This is a genomic window from Methylobacterium organophilum (genome assembly GCF_022533465.1).
GTDB lineage: Bacteria > Pseudomonadota > Alphaproteobacteria > Rhizobiales > Beijerinckiaceae > Methylobacterium > Methylobacterium organophilum.
The window spans coordinates 103,005-118,270 of record NZ_CP092848.1; the positions used below are offsets into that span (position 1 = coordinate 103,005).

The window sequence follows — 15,266 nt, forward strand, 5'->3', positions numbered from 1 at the left end:
GGTTACGGCCCCTTGCGCTTCAGGAAGGCCTGCATCTGGGCGATCTCGGCCTCCTGCGCCTTGACGATGTCCTCGGCGAGCTTCCGGATCTCCGGATCCTTCGAATATTGCAGGGCGACCTTGGCCATGCCGATGGCGCCCTCGTGATGGGGGATCATGCCCCGCACGAAATCGACGTCGACGTCGTTCGTGTAGCGGATGTCCATGGCCCGGTGCATCTGCCCGTCGATGTCCCGGAAGGCCTTGGTCGCCGGGCTGTCGCCCTGGGCGGCGGGCAAAGGATGGCGGCCGGCATGGTCCATATGCTCGTGCGCGTGCTCGTGCGCGTCTTGGGCCAGGGCGGCCCCGGCGAGGCCGGCGGCCAGGAGGGCGATGAGGGCGAGGCGCGGGGTGCTCATGGGTGACATCGTCCTGGTCTCGATCAGTTGAAGGTGCCGGTGGCGGTGGCGCCGTCCGGGGCGGTGACCTGCACGGCGCCCTTCGGCCGGGCGGGGAGCGGGGCTTCGGCCTTGCCGGTCAGCCGGCTGCCGTCTTCGCTGGGCGCGAGGGGGATGCGGGCGGCCTTGCCGTCGGCGACGAGCGTCGCGCGGCCCTTGAAGCCGGCCGCGGGAAGCGGCTTCGCCCGCCCGTCGAGGATGTAGAGCTCGACCGTGGCATCCCGGGTCACCAGTTCGAGGTGGTAGGGCCCGGCATCGGCGATGCGGCCACCATGCTGGCCGCCGGATTCGTGGGCGAGGGCCGGGCCGGCCGCGAGCAACAGGGCGAGGGCGGGAAGCGGGGGACGCATGGTCGGTCTCCTTGTCGGTTGGCGAAACAGTCTCAGAAGGCGGCCCGCGCGGCCGGTTCGGCGCCCTCGCCGGCCTGCGCCGCGCGCAGGCGCTCCAGGGGCGTGCGGCCGAAGCGCAGGAACAGGAGCGGCGTCAGCACCGCGTCGAGCAGGGTCGCGCTGACGAGGCCGCCGAAGATCGTCACCGCGACCGGGTGCAGGATCTCCTTGCCCGGGCTCGCGGCGTCGAGGAGCAAGGGCACCAGGGCGACGCCCGCCGAGAGCGCGGTCATCAGCACCGGGGTCAGCCGCTCCTGGCTGCCGCGCAGCACCAGATCCGGGCCGAAGGGCACGCCCTCGTGCAGCGACAGGTTCAGCATGTGGCTGATCTTGAGGATGCCGTTGCGCGCGGCGATCCCCGTCAGGGTGATGAAGCCGATCATCGAGGCGACGCTGAGCGGCTGCCCGGCCCACCACAGGGCGATCACCGCGCCGATCAGGGCGAGCGGGATGCTGCCCATCACGATCAGCGCCAGGGCCGCGGAACGGTAGCGGCTGAACAGGATCGCGAAGACCAGGGCGAGGGACAGGCCGGAGAGCAGGCCGATGGTGCGGGCCGAGTCCTCCTGCGCCTGGAAGGTGCCCTCCAGGCTGGTGAACACCCCCGGCGGCAGCGGCTCGGCGGCGATGCCGGCGCGAATCGCCTCGACGATCCGGCGGGTGTCGGCCGTGCCGTCCGTATTGGACTGGACCACGATGCGGCGGCGGCCGTTCTCCCGCAGGATCTGGTTGGGGCCGTCCGTCTCGCGGATATCGGCGACCTGCCGGGCCGGCACCCAGCCGGAGGGCGTCTCCAGCAGGAGGTCGCCGAGGCCCGTGGTCGTGCGCCGGTCCTCCGGCAGGCGGATCAGCACGTCAAAGCGGCGATAGCCGTCGACGACCGTCGAGACCACGCGGCCGTTCGAGAGGCGGCTGATCTGGTCGATGATTGCCGCGGGCTGGACGCCGTAGAGGGCCGCCCGGGCGTAATCGACCCGGATGTCGAGCTGCGGGATGCGCACCTGCCGCTCGACCTGGAGATCGGCGAGACCGGGAATCTTGGCGAGCCGCTCCCGCAGGGCGTCGGCGGTGGCGCGGAGCTGGTCGAGATCCTCGCCGAAGACCTTCAGGGCGATCTCGGCGCGCACGCCGGAGAGCATGTGGTCGAGCCGGTGCGAGATCGGCTGGCCGACATTGACCGCGACGGGAAGCTGCGCGAGCCGGCCCCGGATCTCGGCCACCAGGACATCCTTGGGGCGGGCGGCCCCGGGCTTCAAAGCCACGTCGATCTCGGAGGCGTGCACGCCCTCGGCATGCTCGTCGAGCTCCGCCCGGCCGGTGCGGCGGCCCACACTGGCGACCTCCGGGATGTCACGGAGCAGCCGCTCCGCGATCAGGCCGACCCGGTGGCTCTCGGCCAGCGAGATGCCCGGGGTGAAGGTCATGTTCACGGTGAAGCTGCCCTCGTTGAAGGGCGGCAGGAAGGCCCGCGGCAGGCTCCAGGCGGCAAGGCCCGCGGCGAGCACCGCGAGGGCGACGCTTCCCACGAGGATCCCCGGGTGGCGGAAGGCGAGGCCGAGCAGGGCCGCGTTGCCGCGCTTGAGCGCGATCAGGAGCCGGCTGTCGTGCTGCTCCAGGCTCTTCAGCCCCGGCAGCAGCCAGAAGGCCAGGACCGGCGTGAGGGTGACGGCGGTGACGAGGCTCGCCAGGATCGCGACGATGTAGGCCTGGCCGAGCGGCGCGAAGAGCCGCCCCTCGATGCCGGAGAGGGCGAAGAGCGGCACGAAGACGAGGACGATGATCGCCGTCGCGTAGACGATGCCGGAGCGGACCTCGCCGGAGGCCTCCACCACCACGGCGAACACGCTCTTCGGGCTGCCGGCCCGCCGGTTCTCGCCGAGGCGCCGAAAGATGTTCTCCACGTCGACCACGGCGTCGTCCACCAGCTCGCCGATGGCGATGGCGAGGCCGCCCAGGGTCATCGTGTTGATCGAGAGCCCGGCGAAGCGGAAGACCAGGGCGGTGGCCAGGATCGAGACCGGGATCGCCACCAGCGAGATCGCCGTGGTGCGCCCGTTGAGCAGGAAGGCGAACAGCACCACCGCCACGACGAGCATGGCCTCCGCGAGCACGCGCTCGACGTTGCGGATCGAGGTCTCGATGAAATCCGCCTGGCGGAACAGGACCGTATCGGCGCGGATGCCGTGCGGCAGGGCGGCGGAGAGATCCTTCAGCGCCGCCTCGAGGGAGCGGGTCAGGGCCACGGTGTCGATGTCGGGCTGCTTCTCGACCGAGACGATCACCGCGGGCCGGCCCTGGCTGCCGGCCTCGCCGCGCTTCACCTTGGCGGCGAAGGCGATGTCGGCGATCTGGCGCAGATAGACCGGCGCCCCGCCGACCTGCGCGACGACGAGGCTCCTCAGGTCGTCGAGGCTCATGGTGCGGCCGATGTTGCGGATCAGGTATTCCCGGGCGTGCAGATCGGTGAAGCCGCCGCCGGCATTGGTGCCGAAGGCCTGCAGGGCGGCCTCCAGCTGCGCATTGGTGACGCCGAGCGCCCGCATGGCCGGCGGATTCGGGCTCACGCGGAACTGGCGCACCTCGCCGCCGATGGGGATGACCTGCGCGACGCCGGGGAGGGTGAGGAGCCGCGGGCGGATCACGAAATCCGCCGCCTCCCGCACCTCCATCGGGCTCGCCTGCTCGCCCGTGACCGCGACGAGCAGGATCTGCCCCATGATCGAGGAGACCGGCCCCATCTGCGGGGTCACGTTCGGCGGCAGCTGGTCCCGGGCCAGGGCGAGCCGTTCGGCCACCTGCTGGCGATTGCGGTAGAGGTCGGTGCCCCAGTCGAACTCCACCGTGACGATGGAGAGGCCGACGCCGGAGACGGAGCGCACCCGGCTGATCCCGGGCAGGCCGTTGATGCGGGTCTCCAGGGGGAAGGTGACGAGCTGCTCGACCTCCTGGGGGGCATAGCCCTCGGCTTCCGTCATGATCGTGACCGTGGGCCGGTTGAGGTCGGGGAACACGTCTACGGGCAGATGGCCGACCGAGAAGGCGCCGGCGACGACCAGCACGGCGGCGAGCGCCAGCACCAGCATGCGGTTGCGCAGGGCGAGGCGGACGATGGCTTCGAACATCGCGGCGCCCCCTACCGGACCTGATCGAGGAGTTCGGCGCCCTGCACCACCACGCGCCGGCCCGGGCCGAGGCCGCCGGCGACGAGCACGCGCTCCCCGTCGAGGGGATCGACGCGCACGGGCCGGGCTTCGTAGCGCTCGGCCGCGACATGCTCGTAGACCACGTCCTGCCCGTTGCCGGTGCGCACCACCGCCGCCCGCGGCAGGGCGAGCCCGGAGAGTTCGGCATCGGTGGCGGCGAGCACCGTGAGGAACTGGCCGAGGCGCAGGCCCGCGGCATCGCCCTGAATCGCGAATTGCACGGGAATCGCCTGGTTGCGGTCGGCCAGACCCGCGCCCTGGTAGGTCAGGGCGACGCTGCGCCCATCGGGCAGGCGGGCGCTGGCCTGCTGCCCCGGGATCAGGGCGTCGAAGCTCAGGGCCTCGACCCAGAGATTCTTTGGATCGACGATGCGGAACACCATCTGGCCCGGCGCCGCCATCTGGCCGGCGGTGGCGGAGGCCTCGGCGATCACCCCGTCCACCGGCGCGATCAGGGGCTCGGGCTCGGTACGGATCGCGTCGAGGGCGGCGCGACGGTCCTGCAATCCCTTCAGCTCGTCCTGCGCCTCCTCGTATTGCACCTGGGCGACGGCGCCGGACTGGGCGAGGCGGGCATAGCGCTCGACCCGGCGCTTCACGATGGCGATCTGCTGGTCGAGCTCGCCCTGGCGCTGGCGCATGTCGGAAACGTCGACCCGCTGCACGGGCGGGGTCACGCTGGCGAGCACCTCCCCCTTCGCGACGACGCTGCCGAGGCGGGGGAACAGCCCCGAAGCCGGGGGCGACAGCCGCCCGCCCACGGAGGATTGGACCACGCCGCTGGCATTCGGGTTGGGGATGACGCGGCCCGGCAGGCCGACGCTGCGCCGGAAGCGGCCGATCTCGGTGACCGCGGTGCGCAGGGCGAGCAGGCGCTGGGTGGGTTTCGGCACGAACACCGCCTCGTCGGGCAGGCGCCGGGCGAGATCCGCCGCCCCCTCCCCCGGCCGGCTCAGGGCGGCGGGCATGGCCCCGTGATCGTGATCATCGTCGCCATGGGCGAAGGCCGCGGCGGAGGCGAGCACGGTTCCGGCGAAGACGACGAGCGCCAGGGCCGTGCCGCGCCGGCGGCGCACCGCCAGCAGCATGGCGCCGAGGCCGAGCAGGAAGCTGCCCGAGGCGACGGCGAGCAGGACGGGGTCGCGGGTCGCGATTCGTCTTGGGCCGCCCTGCGACAGGGGCGAGGCGGCCGAGCCGGTCTCCGCGGCGGGCTCCGGGACGGTGAGGCTCACCGGCAGGACGTCGATGTCCTCCCCCGCCGTCACCGTGACCATGAGATCGTGACGGCCGGGCCGCAGCCAGGGCGCCGGCAGCCGGTAGCTGCCCTCCGCCATGGGCTCGGCCCGCCGCGGACCCTCCGGCGTGTCGATCTCGACGGTCGCATCCGCGATCGGCTCGGCCGTGCGGAAGCGGTCGAGGAACAGCGTGAGGGCGCCGCCGCGCAGGATCGCGACCAGCTCGAAGGCTTCCGAGGCTGCCTCGCCGCGGGGCGCGAGGTTGGCGGTCAGGGGCGGCGGGGGGGCGCCGTGGTCGTGCCCCTCATGAGCACGCGACGGGGCGAGGCTCACCAGGAACAGGGCCAGGGCCAGGACCGGCACGCAGCGGGCGGCCAGGAAAACGGACATGGAACGGGATCTCTCGCCGGAGGAGCGGACGGCCGCACGCGATGGCGCGCAGGGGTCTCACCGGATTTCCGGTGGGGCGGAGTCCCCGCGGGCGCGGGGACACGGCCCTGCGCGGAGCGGTCGCGCCGCTCGCCATGACGGAGCGTGCGCTTCAACCGCGCAGGGCAGCCGGAAACGGTGTCAGGCGAGGGATCGGGGGGGCTTGGGCAGCGCCTCGGGCGGCAGGCCCGGAGGCTGGATCTGCTGAAGGGCGGCGACCGGGGCGGACGGGGTCGGCGCCGGGCCGGTGACGAGGAGGCCCGGCGTCAGGGCCGAATGGCAGCAGGTCATGCCGCGGCTGCAGCATTGACCGCCGCAGGGCTGATCGTCGCCGGCCTCGCGGCCGTCGCGCAAAGCCGCCTCGGCGAAGCGCGGCGCGGCGCGCGTGACGGTCTCCTGCGCCGCGAGCGTCGAACCGGCGAGCGGCGCGGAGGCCACGGCCGGGTGATGGGCGTGGCCCTGATGAACATGCCCGTCATGGGCCTGCGCCGCGGATACGCCGAGACAGGCGGCGATCATCACGATCACCGCCGCCAGCAGACGTGCGAGGGGGCGCTCCGGGCTCATCGGGGCCAGCCTAGCACGGGGGAATGGCCGGGCGGAATGCCCTTCACGCCATCAGCGCGCGGGCCGCATCCGCGTCGGCCAGGGGCCGGCCGAGGAGGCGGGCGCCCTCTGCCGCGCGGCGGATCTGGTCGGCATTGCCCTCGGCGCGGCGGCCGTCCGGCGCGAACAGGTTGTTCTCGAAGCCGATGCGGGTATGGCCGCCGAGCCCCGCCGCCACCAGGGCGCAGGCATTCTCCTTCGGCCCGAAGGCGCACATCGACCAGAGCGGCGCCGTCCCCTCCCCGGCCGCCGCGAGGAAGGGCAGCAGGTCGGAGGGCTGCGAGACCTGTCCGGCGGTGTAGCGGCCGAGCACGAAGAGCGGAAAGTCCTGCCCCTCCCCCAGAACGCCGCGGGCCTTCAGCGCGCGGTACCGCGTCACCTCCTCGGCGCTGTAGAGGATGACCTGCAGGAAGATGCGCTCCCGCCGCGTCCAGGCGAAGAAATCCGCCGCCGCCGGCTCGGAGGCGGCATCCGGCACCAGCTCGCGCAGGGCGAGCGAGACCGCCTCCGGCCGCACGGCACGCACCACCGCCATCTGCTCGGGGGCGGCGTAGCGCCCTCCCGCCTCGGAGGTGATCTGGAGGACGAGGCGGTCGCCGACCTCGACGCGGATGGCGGCGCTCGCCTCCCGGTAGGCCTCCGCATCGAGGAGGTGGCGGCCGTCCCGGTCGCGGACATGGACATGGATGAGGGAAGCACCCGCCTCCCGGATCTCCGAGGCCGTGCGGGCGAGCTCCGCCGGGGTGATCGGCAGGTTCGGATGGTCCGCCTTGCCGCGGCTCGCGCCGTTCGGGGCGTTGGCCAGGATGAGGGGCTGCCAGCTAACGGGGCTCTGCGTCGTGGTCGTCATTTCGATCAGTCGTTCTGGGTGAGGCCGAGGCGCTTCATGCGGTCGGAGAGGGTCTTGCGGGGCAGGCCGAGGGTCCGCGCCGCCTCGGCGACGCGCTGGCCCGCGGCCCTGAGCGCGTCCTCGATGACGAGGCGTTCCACCCGGTCGAGCAGGGCGTCGAGGCCGGGGGCCGGCGCGGTGCCTCCCGCAAAATCGGGGCCGAGAAAGCCGAGCATGAAGCGTTCGGCGGCGTTCTTGAGCTCGCGCACGTTGCCCGGCCAGTCGGCGAGCATCAGGGAGCGGCGAAGCGACGGCGGCACCTCGATCACCGGGCGCTGGTACTTCACCGCCGCCTGGACGAGGAACAGCTCGAACAGGAGGGGCACGTCCTCCCGCCGCTCGCGGAGCGGCGGCAGGGTCAGCTTCACCACGTCGAGGCGGAAGAACAGGTCCTTGCGGAAACGCCCCGCCTCGGCGAGGGCGCCGAGATCCTCCTTGGTGGCCGCCACCACCCGCAGATCGATGGGGACGGGGGTGTTCGAGCCCAGGCGCTCGACCCGCCGATCCTGGAGCACGCGCAGGAGCTTCACCTGCATCGAGAGCGGCATGCTCTCGACCTCGTCGAGGAAGAGCGTGCCGCCGCTGGCATGCTCGACCTTGCCGATCCGGCGCTTGCCCGCCCCGGTGAAGGCGCCGGCCTCGTGGCCGAACATCTCGCTCTCGAACATGCTCTCGGGGATGGCGCCGCAATTGACGGCGACGAAGGGCTTGTCCCGGCGGTTGCCGCCCTCGTGCAGGGCGCGGGCGACCTGCTCCTTGCCCGCCCCGGTCTCGCCGAGCACGAGCACGTCGGCGGCGGTGAAGGCGAGCGAGGTGACGTCGTCGCGCAGGCGCCGCATGGCCGGGGACTGGCCGACGAGGCAGCGTTCGACGGCGTCGCCCCGGTCCAGGGCCGTGCGCAGGCGGCGGTTCTCCATCACCAGCGCCCGCTTCTCCAGGGCGCGCCGGACGATCTCGACGAAGGCCTCGCCGACGAAGGGCTTTTCGATGAAGTCGTAGGCGCCCTCGCGCATGGCCGAGACCGCCATGGCGATGTCGCCGTGGCCGGTGATGAGCACCACCGGCAATTCGGGGTCGCGCCGGCGCACGTCGGCGAGCAGTTCGAGTCCGTCGCGGCCGGGCAGGCGCACGTCGCTCACCACCACGCCGGGGAAGTCGCGACCGATGGCGGGCAGGGCCTCCTCGGCGCTGGCGAAGGTCTCGACGGAGAGGCCGGCGAGCTGGAGCGTCTGCTCCATGGTGAGGCGGATCATCTCCTCGTCGTCGACGAGCACCACCTTCGGCCGCGCCGGCAGGCGCCCGGCCTCCTCAGGAAACATGGCGGAGCCTCTCGGGATGGGAGGGCGCCTCGGCCTCCAGGGTCAGGTCGAAGGCGAGGCCGCCCTCCGGCCGGACGCGCGGCTGCAGGGTCGCGCCGAATTCGCGGGCGATGGCGAGGGAGATCGGCAGGCCGAGGCCGAGCCCCTCCCCCGCCGGCTTGGTGCTGAAGAACGGGTCGAACACCCGGGCGAGCGTCGGCGGCGGCAGGCCGGGGCCGTTATCCGCGACGGTGAGCACGACGCGCCCGCCCTCGCGCCGGGAGCGCACCGCCACCTCCGCCCCCGGCCGGCCCTTCACCGCGTCGAGGGCGTTGCCGACGAGATTCACCAGGATCTGCGAGAGCCGGATCGGCTCGAAGGCGACCCGCGCGGCCTCCGGATCGAGGTCGGTCGTCACCCGGGCGCCGGAGGCGCGGATGCGCGGGGCCAGGATGGCGAGGCTCTCGCTCAAGGTGCCCGCGAGGTCGACGCCGACCTTCTCCGGGGCCGAGCGCCGGGCGAAGCCGCGCAATTGCCCGGTGATCTTGCCCAGCCGGTCCACCAGGGTGGTGATCCGGCCGAGATTGGCCTCCGCCTCCTCCGTCCGCCCCTGGCGCAGGAAGGCGCCGGCATTCTCGGCGAGGCCCCGCATGGCGGTAAGCGGCTGGTTCAGCTCGTGGGTGATGCCGGCGGCCATCTGGCCAAGCGTCGCCATCTTGGCGGCCTGGACCAGCTCGTCCTGAGCGGCGCGCAACTCGCCCTCGGCCCGGCGGCGCTCCTCGATCTCGCCGGCGAGCTTCGCGTTGGCGGCGCTGAGATCGGCGGTGCGGGCGGCGACCTTGGCTTCGAGCTCCCGCTGGGCCGCCTCCAGGGCGGTGCGGGCCGCCCGGCTCTCCCGGGCGCGGCGCAGGTGCTGGCGCCAGTACAGGCCGATCAGGCCGAGCACGACCAGGGCGAGGGTCATGCCGAGCCGGGCGCTGCGGCCGGCCAGCGCCATGGGGGCGGCATCGGCGAAGAGCAGCAGGCGCCAGCCGTAGAGGGGCAGCGCCTTCTCCTCGGCGATCAGCCGCGCCTTGGGCGCGACGTCGGAGTTCGTCACCAGGGGCACGCCGCCCGCCTCGGCCTCGCCCAGGCGCAGGCGGGCAAAGTCCTCCCGCTCGTATTGCCGCGTCCGCGCGATGGCCTTCCGGGCCTCCGCCTCGACGGGGCGGGTCGCGCGGAACTTGAAGGCCGGGTCCGAGGCGAGGAAGACGATGCCGTTGGCATCCGTCACCAGCACCCGATCGGTCCCCTCCCGCCAGACCGCCTCGAGGGCGTCGAGGGTGACCTTGGTCGCCACCGCGCCGCGGACCTGGCCGTCGATCACGACGGGGGCGGCGATGAAGTAGCCGGGAATGCCGGTGAGGGTGCCGACGGCGTAGAAGCGCCCGATGCGGCCCTGCATGGCCTCGGTGAAATAGGGCCTGTAGTTGAAATCGACCCCGACATAGCTCTGGGACGTGTTCCAGTTGGACGCGGCGATGGTGAGACCCGAGGGCTTGAGCAGGTAGAGCACGGTAGCCCCGGCCGCCCCGTTCAGGGTCTCCAGATAGCCGTTCACCGTGGCGATGAGGGCGGGATCCTCCGGATGTTCGAGCAGGCGGCGCACGTTGAGGTCCAGGGCGGCCGCCGCCGGCAGATAGCCGAAGCGCTCGATCGCCCCCTCCAGGCTCCGGGCATAGATCTCGGCCCGCTGCCGGGCATCCCCGGCCAGGCTCGCGCCCACGCGCGTCTCCGCGATCTCCCCAGCCGCGAGCACGGCGAAGAGCGTCGCCCCGGTCAGGGCGGCGAGGAAGAAGGCGCGCAGGGTGGCGGTGAAAGGGACGGGCATCGTCTTCACGGGGCCGTGGGGGTACGGGAGACGCTCGAAGCGCGTGTCCCCTCCCCGCAGGGAGGAGGGGAACAGCCCGCGAGCCGCGCCGTCCGGCCGGCCTCAATCCGTCGTCAGGCCCTTCATCTCCACCTGCTCGAAGCGGTGCTGCTCGGCGGTGACGAGGGCGGAGAGCTCGCGCTTGAGCTCGTTGAAGGCGGTCGAGGCGCTGTCGCGGGGGCGCGGCAGCTCGACCCGCAGGTCCCGCTTGATCGTGCCCGGGCGGTAGGTGAGCACCACGATCCGGTCGGCGAGGTAGATCGATTCCTCGATCGAGTGGGTCACGAACACGATGGTCTTGCCGGTGGCCGCCCAGATCCGCAGAAGCTCGTCCTGCAGCGAGCGCCGGGTCAGGGCGTCCAGCGCACCGAAGGGCTCGTCCATCAGCATGACCGGGCTGTCGAGGGCGAGCACGCGGGCGATGGCCACGCGCTGGCGCATGCCGCCGGACAGGTCCTTGGGGAAGCGGTCGCGGAAGTCGGTGAGCTTGAGCATGTCGAGGAGGCCGTTCACCCGCTCCTCGATCTGGCTGCGCTTCTGGCCCTTGATCTCCAGGCCGAAGGCGATGTTCTGCGCCACCGTCATCCAGGGGAACAGGGCGTATTCCTGGAAGACCATGCCGCGGTCGGGACCGGGCTCGGCCACCGGCTTGCCCTCGACGGCGATGCCGCCGCGGGTCGGGTGCGAGAAGCCGGCGATGGCGTTGAGCAGCGTCGACTTCCCGCAGCCCGAGGGCCCGAGCAGGCAGACGAACTCGCCGCGGTTGATGGTGAGGTCGATGTCCTTGAGGGCGACGACCTCGCCGCCCGGGACGCCGAAGACCTTGTCCACGCCGGTGACCACGATGTGGGGCGTGGCGGCGGATGGCAGGGGAGCCTCGACAGGCACGGCACGCTCCGTGAGGGCTTCGAGGGGATGGGGTTGGACGGACATGTCGGACCTCACGATTCCAGGCCGCGATGCCAGCGGAGCAGATGGGAGTTGAGGCGGCTGACGCCCATGTCGATCAGCAGGCCGAGGGCGCCGATGGTCAGCATCCCGGCGATGATCTTGTCGGACCAGAAGTATTCGCGCGCCTCCAGGATGCGGAAGCCGAGGCCGTTGTTGACCGCGATCATCTCGGCCACGATCACCACGATGAAGGCGGTGCCGATGCCGATCCGCGCCCCCGACAGGATGTAGGGGGTGGCCGCCGGCAGGATGACCCGGCGGAAGATCGTCATCCGGCTGGCCCCCAGGCTGCGGGCGGCGCGGATATAGATGCCGTCCACGTGCCGCACCCCGGCGATGGTGTTCATCAGCACCGGGAAGAAGGCGCCGATGGCGATGAGGAACACCGCCGGGGCGTTGCCGAGCCCGAACCACAGGATCGAGAGCGGGATGTAGGCGATGGGCGGGATCGGCCGCAGGACCTGCATCAGCGGGTTGACGTGGCGGTAGATCAGGTCGCTCGACCCCATGAACAGGCCGAGCGGCAGGGCGAGGCCGGCGCCGACCACGAAGCCGACGACGACACGGTAGAGCGAGGCGAGGGCGTCGTGCGGCATCTCGCCCGAGACCGCCCAGGCGAGCCAGGAGCCCTGGGCCGGGTCATAGGCTTCAAGCGGGGCGAGATAGGCCCACCAGCGCACGGCGACCGCGGCGGGCGAAGGCAGCACGAGGGGGTTCACGAGGCCCGCCGAGCAGGCGATCTGCCAGAGCGCCAGGATCGCGACGGGAACGGCGAGACCTTCGGTCAGCGCCCTCACGCGGGAAGTCGTCATGGTCGTCCCCTCACTTCGCGCCGGCGGCGGATTTGGCGGTCTCGAGCAGGTCGAGCTTCACCCAGTCGGCGGCCTTGGCGGGCTTGGCCATCTTGCCGATGCCGTGTTCGGCCATGACGTCGGTGGTCTTCTGGATGTGGTCGGCGCTCATCTCCAGGGTGTAGGGCGAGTTGGCGAGCGCCTCCTGGAACTCGGCCGGAGTGACCTGGCCCTTGAAGACCTCCTGGGTGACGAACTTCTCCGCGGTCTTCGGCTCGTCCATGAAGGTCTTCTGGGCCTTCACGAAGCAGGCCATGAACTTGGCCGCGGCCGGCGCGTGCTCGTTGTAGAACTTCTCGGTCATCACCAGGGTGCGGATCGGCGTGCCGACCGGGGTGTCGTAGGGCTTGACCACCTCGACGCCGAAGCCGCGGGCGATGGCCTGGGCCGATTGCGGCTCCGTCTGCATGATCGCGTCGACCTGCTTCTGCAGGAGCGCCTGGTTCAGGTCCGGATAGCCGAGATAGATCAGGTTCACGTCCTTGGCCTTCAGGCCGTGCTTGGCCATCTCGGCGCCGAGCAGCACCTCCTGGATCGAGCCGCGGGTGACGCCGACCTTCTTGCCCTTGAGGGCGGCCGCGGACTTGATGCCGGATTCCGGCGTCGCCAGCAGGCGGGCACCCCCCTTGGCGAAGCCGCCGACGATGTAGACCGGGGCGCCGTTGCCCCGCGCGGAGATGGCGGCCTCCGAGGCGGTGGCGCCGACATCGAGCTCGCCGGCAAGCATCGCCTGCATGATGTCCGGCCCCTTGGCGAAGATCTTGAGGTCGACGGTGATGCCGCAGGAGGAGGCGATCTCCTTGACGTAGGAGACGCCGGCGAAATGCGCGAGCTTGAGGTTGCCGACGCGGATCACCTCCTGCGCGGCGGCGTTGTGCACGGTGAGTCCCGCGGCGAGGGCCGCAGCGGCGGCCACGGCGAGACGGAGGGGTCTGAGCAAGGCGCTTCTCCCGAATAGCCGGCTCTCCGGCCGGTGCTGATTGACGATAGCGCCTTTTGCACCGTGCATGCCAGCCATGCGCAATGCACGAAACTTCCTACAAGCAACTGTTTCGCAAGAATTTTTCCGAATTCCCGGGCAAGGAATGACCGCCGGGGGTGGCGGATTTCCGCCACTTGCCCGATCCGGGCGGCGGAGAACCGCCGCCTTGTCCCCGCGTCGGCCCCGGGAACCCGGTTTTCCTTGATCCCTCGCGGCGGGGGCGGCAAAAGCCCGTGCGCCCCCGAGTTCCGCGGGCCGCCCGCGAGAAGACCCGGACCACATGGCGCGCCGCCCGCTCCTGAGGGGCGACACCCTCCCCCTGATCGGACGGCTCTGGCGGGACTGGCTCTCGCCCCACCGGGCGACGCTCGCCGTGGTGCTCGTGCTGATCGCGATCGTCGGCGCCGCCACCGGCCTCTATCCGGCCCTGATCAAGGCCGCCTTCGACGCGTTCGACCACAAGGATCCCGCCGCCCTCACCTACGGGCCGCTGGTGGTGATCGCCGTCACCTCCGCCCGGGGCTTCGCCCTCTACGGCCAGACGGTGCTGACGAACCGCGTCGTCACCCGGGTCGAGGCCGACATGCAGGCGGCCCTCTACGGCCACCTGATCGAGGCGGATCTGGCCCAGCTCGGCCGCGAGAGCCCGGCCGCCTTCACCCAGCGCTTCACCACGGATTTCGCCTTCATCAAGGAGGCCCTCACCCGGATCTCGACGGTGCTCCTGCGCGACGTCGCCATGCTGATCGGGCTGGTGGCGGCCCTGATCTGGATGGACCCGGTCCTCACCCTGGTCGCAGGCGTCACCGTGCCCTTCGTGGCCGGCCCGATCGGCCGCATCGGCAAGAAGCTGCGCCGGGTCTCGACCACGACCCAGGAGCAGATGGGCGCGACCGCCAGCCTGATCTCCGAGAGCCTCGCCGGGGCCCGGGTCGCCAAGACCTACGCGCTGGAAGGCTATCTCAAGGGCCGGGCGGCCCAGGCCCTGGACGACGTGCGCCGCCTCAAGATGAAGGCCGCCAATGCCCGCGGCCGGCTCGACCCGCTGCTCGAGGTCGGGGGCGGCTTCGCCGTGGCCGCGGTGCTGGTGCTGGTCGGCCAGCGGGTGATGTCCGGCGACCGCACGGTGGGCGATTTCACGGGCTATGTCGCGGCCCTGCTGCTGGCGGCCCAGCCGGCCCGGGCGCTCGGCACCCTCAACGCGATCCTGCAGGAGGCCGCCGCCGCCCTGCAGCGCTACTTCGCGATCATGGACGAGGCGCCGCAGATCCGCGAGGCGCCGGATGCGACGCCGCTCCGGGTGACCCGCGGCGAGATCCGCTTCGAGGGCGTGCATTTCCGCTACCGGCCCGACGCGCCGGCCCTGGAGGGCATCGACCTCGTGGTCCCGGCCGGGGGCACCACGGCCCTGGTCGGCCGCTCGGGCTCCGGCAAGTCCTCCCTGCTCAACCTGGTGCCGCGGCTGCAGGACGTGACCGGGGGCCGGGTGCTGATCGACGGCATGGACCTGCGGCAGGCGACCATCGCCTCGCTCCGGGCCAATGTCGCCGTGGTCTCGCAGGAGGTCGTGCTGTTCGACGACACCATCGCCGCCAATATCGGCTTCGGCCGGGCGGGGGCGAGCCGGGCCGAGATCGAGGCGGCGGCCGAAGCCGCGGCCGCCCACGGCTTCATCAGCAAGCTGACAGAGGGCTACGACTTCCGGGTCGGCCCAAGCGGCGGGCGGCTCTCGGGCGGCGAGCGCCAGCGCATCGCGCTGGCCCGCGCCTTCCTCAAGGACGCGCCGATCCTGCTCCTCGACGAGGCCACGAGCGCCCTCGATTCCGAATCCGAGCGCCTGGTCCAGGACGCCCTGACCCGGCTGATGCGGGGCCGCACCACCCTCGTCATCGCCCACCGGCTCTCGACCGTACGCGACGCGGACCTGATCGCGGTGATGGAGGCGGGCCGGGTGCTCGAGACCGGGCGCCACGACGCGCTGATCGCCCGCGGCGGCACCTATGCCCGCCTGCACCGGCTCCAGCTCCACGAGGACGTGCCGGAACCCTCGCCTCTGGCGTGAGCGATCCTAGTTGCCCCCGCAAGCG

Annotated in this window: 12 protein-coding genes; 1 reads left to right on the plus strand and 11 read right to left on the minus strand. The window is 72.0% G+C overall.

Translation table 11 applies throughout. From position 1 onward, the window contains the following. Positions 1-2 precede the first annotated feature (2 nt). The 11 genes from copM to MMB17_RS00550 all read right to left on the minus strand — a co-directional run bounded on the left by copM (position 3) and on the right by MMB17_RS00550 (position 13,137). A complete protein-coding gene (gene copM / locus MMB17_RS00500) occupies positions 3-398 on the minus strand; it encodes a CopM family metallochaperone (protein ID WP_241100685.1) in 396 nt (131 codons plus the stop codon). Positions 399-421: 23 nt separating this feature from the next. Next, the gene (locus MMB17_RS00505; RefSeq protein ID WP_241100686.1) at positions 422-787 is read right to left on the minus strand and encodes a hypothetical protein; all 366 of its coding nucleotides are present in this window, start codon (positions 785-787) and stop codon (positions 422-424) included. A 32-nt stretch (positions 788-819) separates the two neighbouring features. Further along, positions 820-3,948 carry an efflux RND transporter permease subunit gene (locus MMB17_RS00510; protein WP_241100687.1) on the minus strand — a complete coding sequence of 1,043 codons (3,129 nt, stop codon included), beginning with the start codon at positions 3,946-3,948 and terminating at the stop codon, positions 820-822. 11 nt (positions 3,949-3,959) lie between these two features. Beyond that, a complete protein-coding gene (locus MMB17_RS00515; RefSeq protein WP_241100688.1) occupies positions 3,960-5,654 on the minus strand; it encodes an efflux RND transporter periplasmic adaptor subunit in 1,695 nt (564 codons plus the stop codon). Between the two features lie 180 nt (positions 5,655-5,834). After that, a complete protein-coding gene (locus MMB17_RS00520) occupies positions 5,835-6,260 on the minus strand; it encodes a hypothetical protein (RefSeq protein ID WP_241100689.1) in 426 nt (141 codons plus the stop codon). Between the two features lie 43 nt (positions 6,261-6,303). Beyond that, positions 6,304-7,149: a beta-keto acid cleavage family enzyme gene (locus tag MMB17_RS00525; RefSeq protein WP_241100690.1), complete on the minus strand. Its 846-nt coding sequence runs from the start codon at positions 7,147-7,149 to the stop codon at positions 6,304-6,306. Positions 7,150-7,154: 5 nt separating this feature from the next. After that, a complete protein-coding gene (locus MMB17_RS00530; protein WP_241100691.1) occupies positions 7,155-8,507 on the minus strand; it encodes a sigma-54-dependent transcriptional regulator in 1,353 nt (450 codons plus the stop codon). Beyond that, positions 8,497-10,356, minus strand: a complete 1,860-nt coding sequence (locus tag MMB17_RS00535; protein ID WP_241100692.1) for a sensor histidine kinase — start codon at positions 10,354-10,356, stop codon at positions 8,497-8,499. Before MMB17_RS00535 ends, MMB17_RS00530 begins: the two co-directional genes overlap by 11 nt. A gap of 102 nt (positions 10,357-10,458) precedes the next feature. Then, positions 10,459-11,328 carry an ABC transporter ATP-binding protein gene (locus MMB17_RS00540; protein WP_241100693.1) on the minus strand — a complete coding sequence of 290 codons (870 nt, stop codon included), beginning with the start codon at positions 11,326-11,328 and terminating at the stop codon, positions 10,459-10,461. An 8-nt stretch (positions 11,329-11,336) separates the two neighbouring features. Next, on the minus strand, positions 11,337-12,158 hold the full coding sequence (locus MMB17_RS00545; RefSeq protein WP_238309825.1) for an ABC transporter permease: 822 nt from the start codon (positions 12,156-12,158) through the stop codon (positions 11,337-11,339). Between the two features lie 10 nt (positions 12,159-12,168). After that, positions 12,169-13,137 (minus strand): ABC transporter substrate-binding protein, encoded by a 969-nt coding sequence (locus MMB17_RS00550; RefSeq protein WP_420847311.1) that lies wholly within the window; start codon positions 13,135-13,137, stop codon positions 12,169-12,171. Positions 13,138-13,459: 322 nt separating this feature from the next. Between MMB17_RS00550 and MMB17_RS00555 the strand changes: the two genes are divergently transcribed. Next, entirely contained in the window at positions 13,460-15,241 is a 1,782-nt protein-coding gene (locus MMB17_RS00555; RefSeq protein ID WP_238309824.1) for an ABC transporter ATP-binding protein, read from the plus strand. The last annotated feature ends 25 nt before the right edge of the window (positions 15,242-15,266 follow it).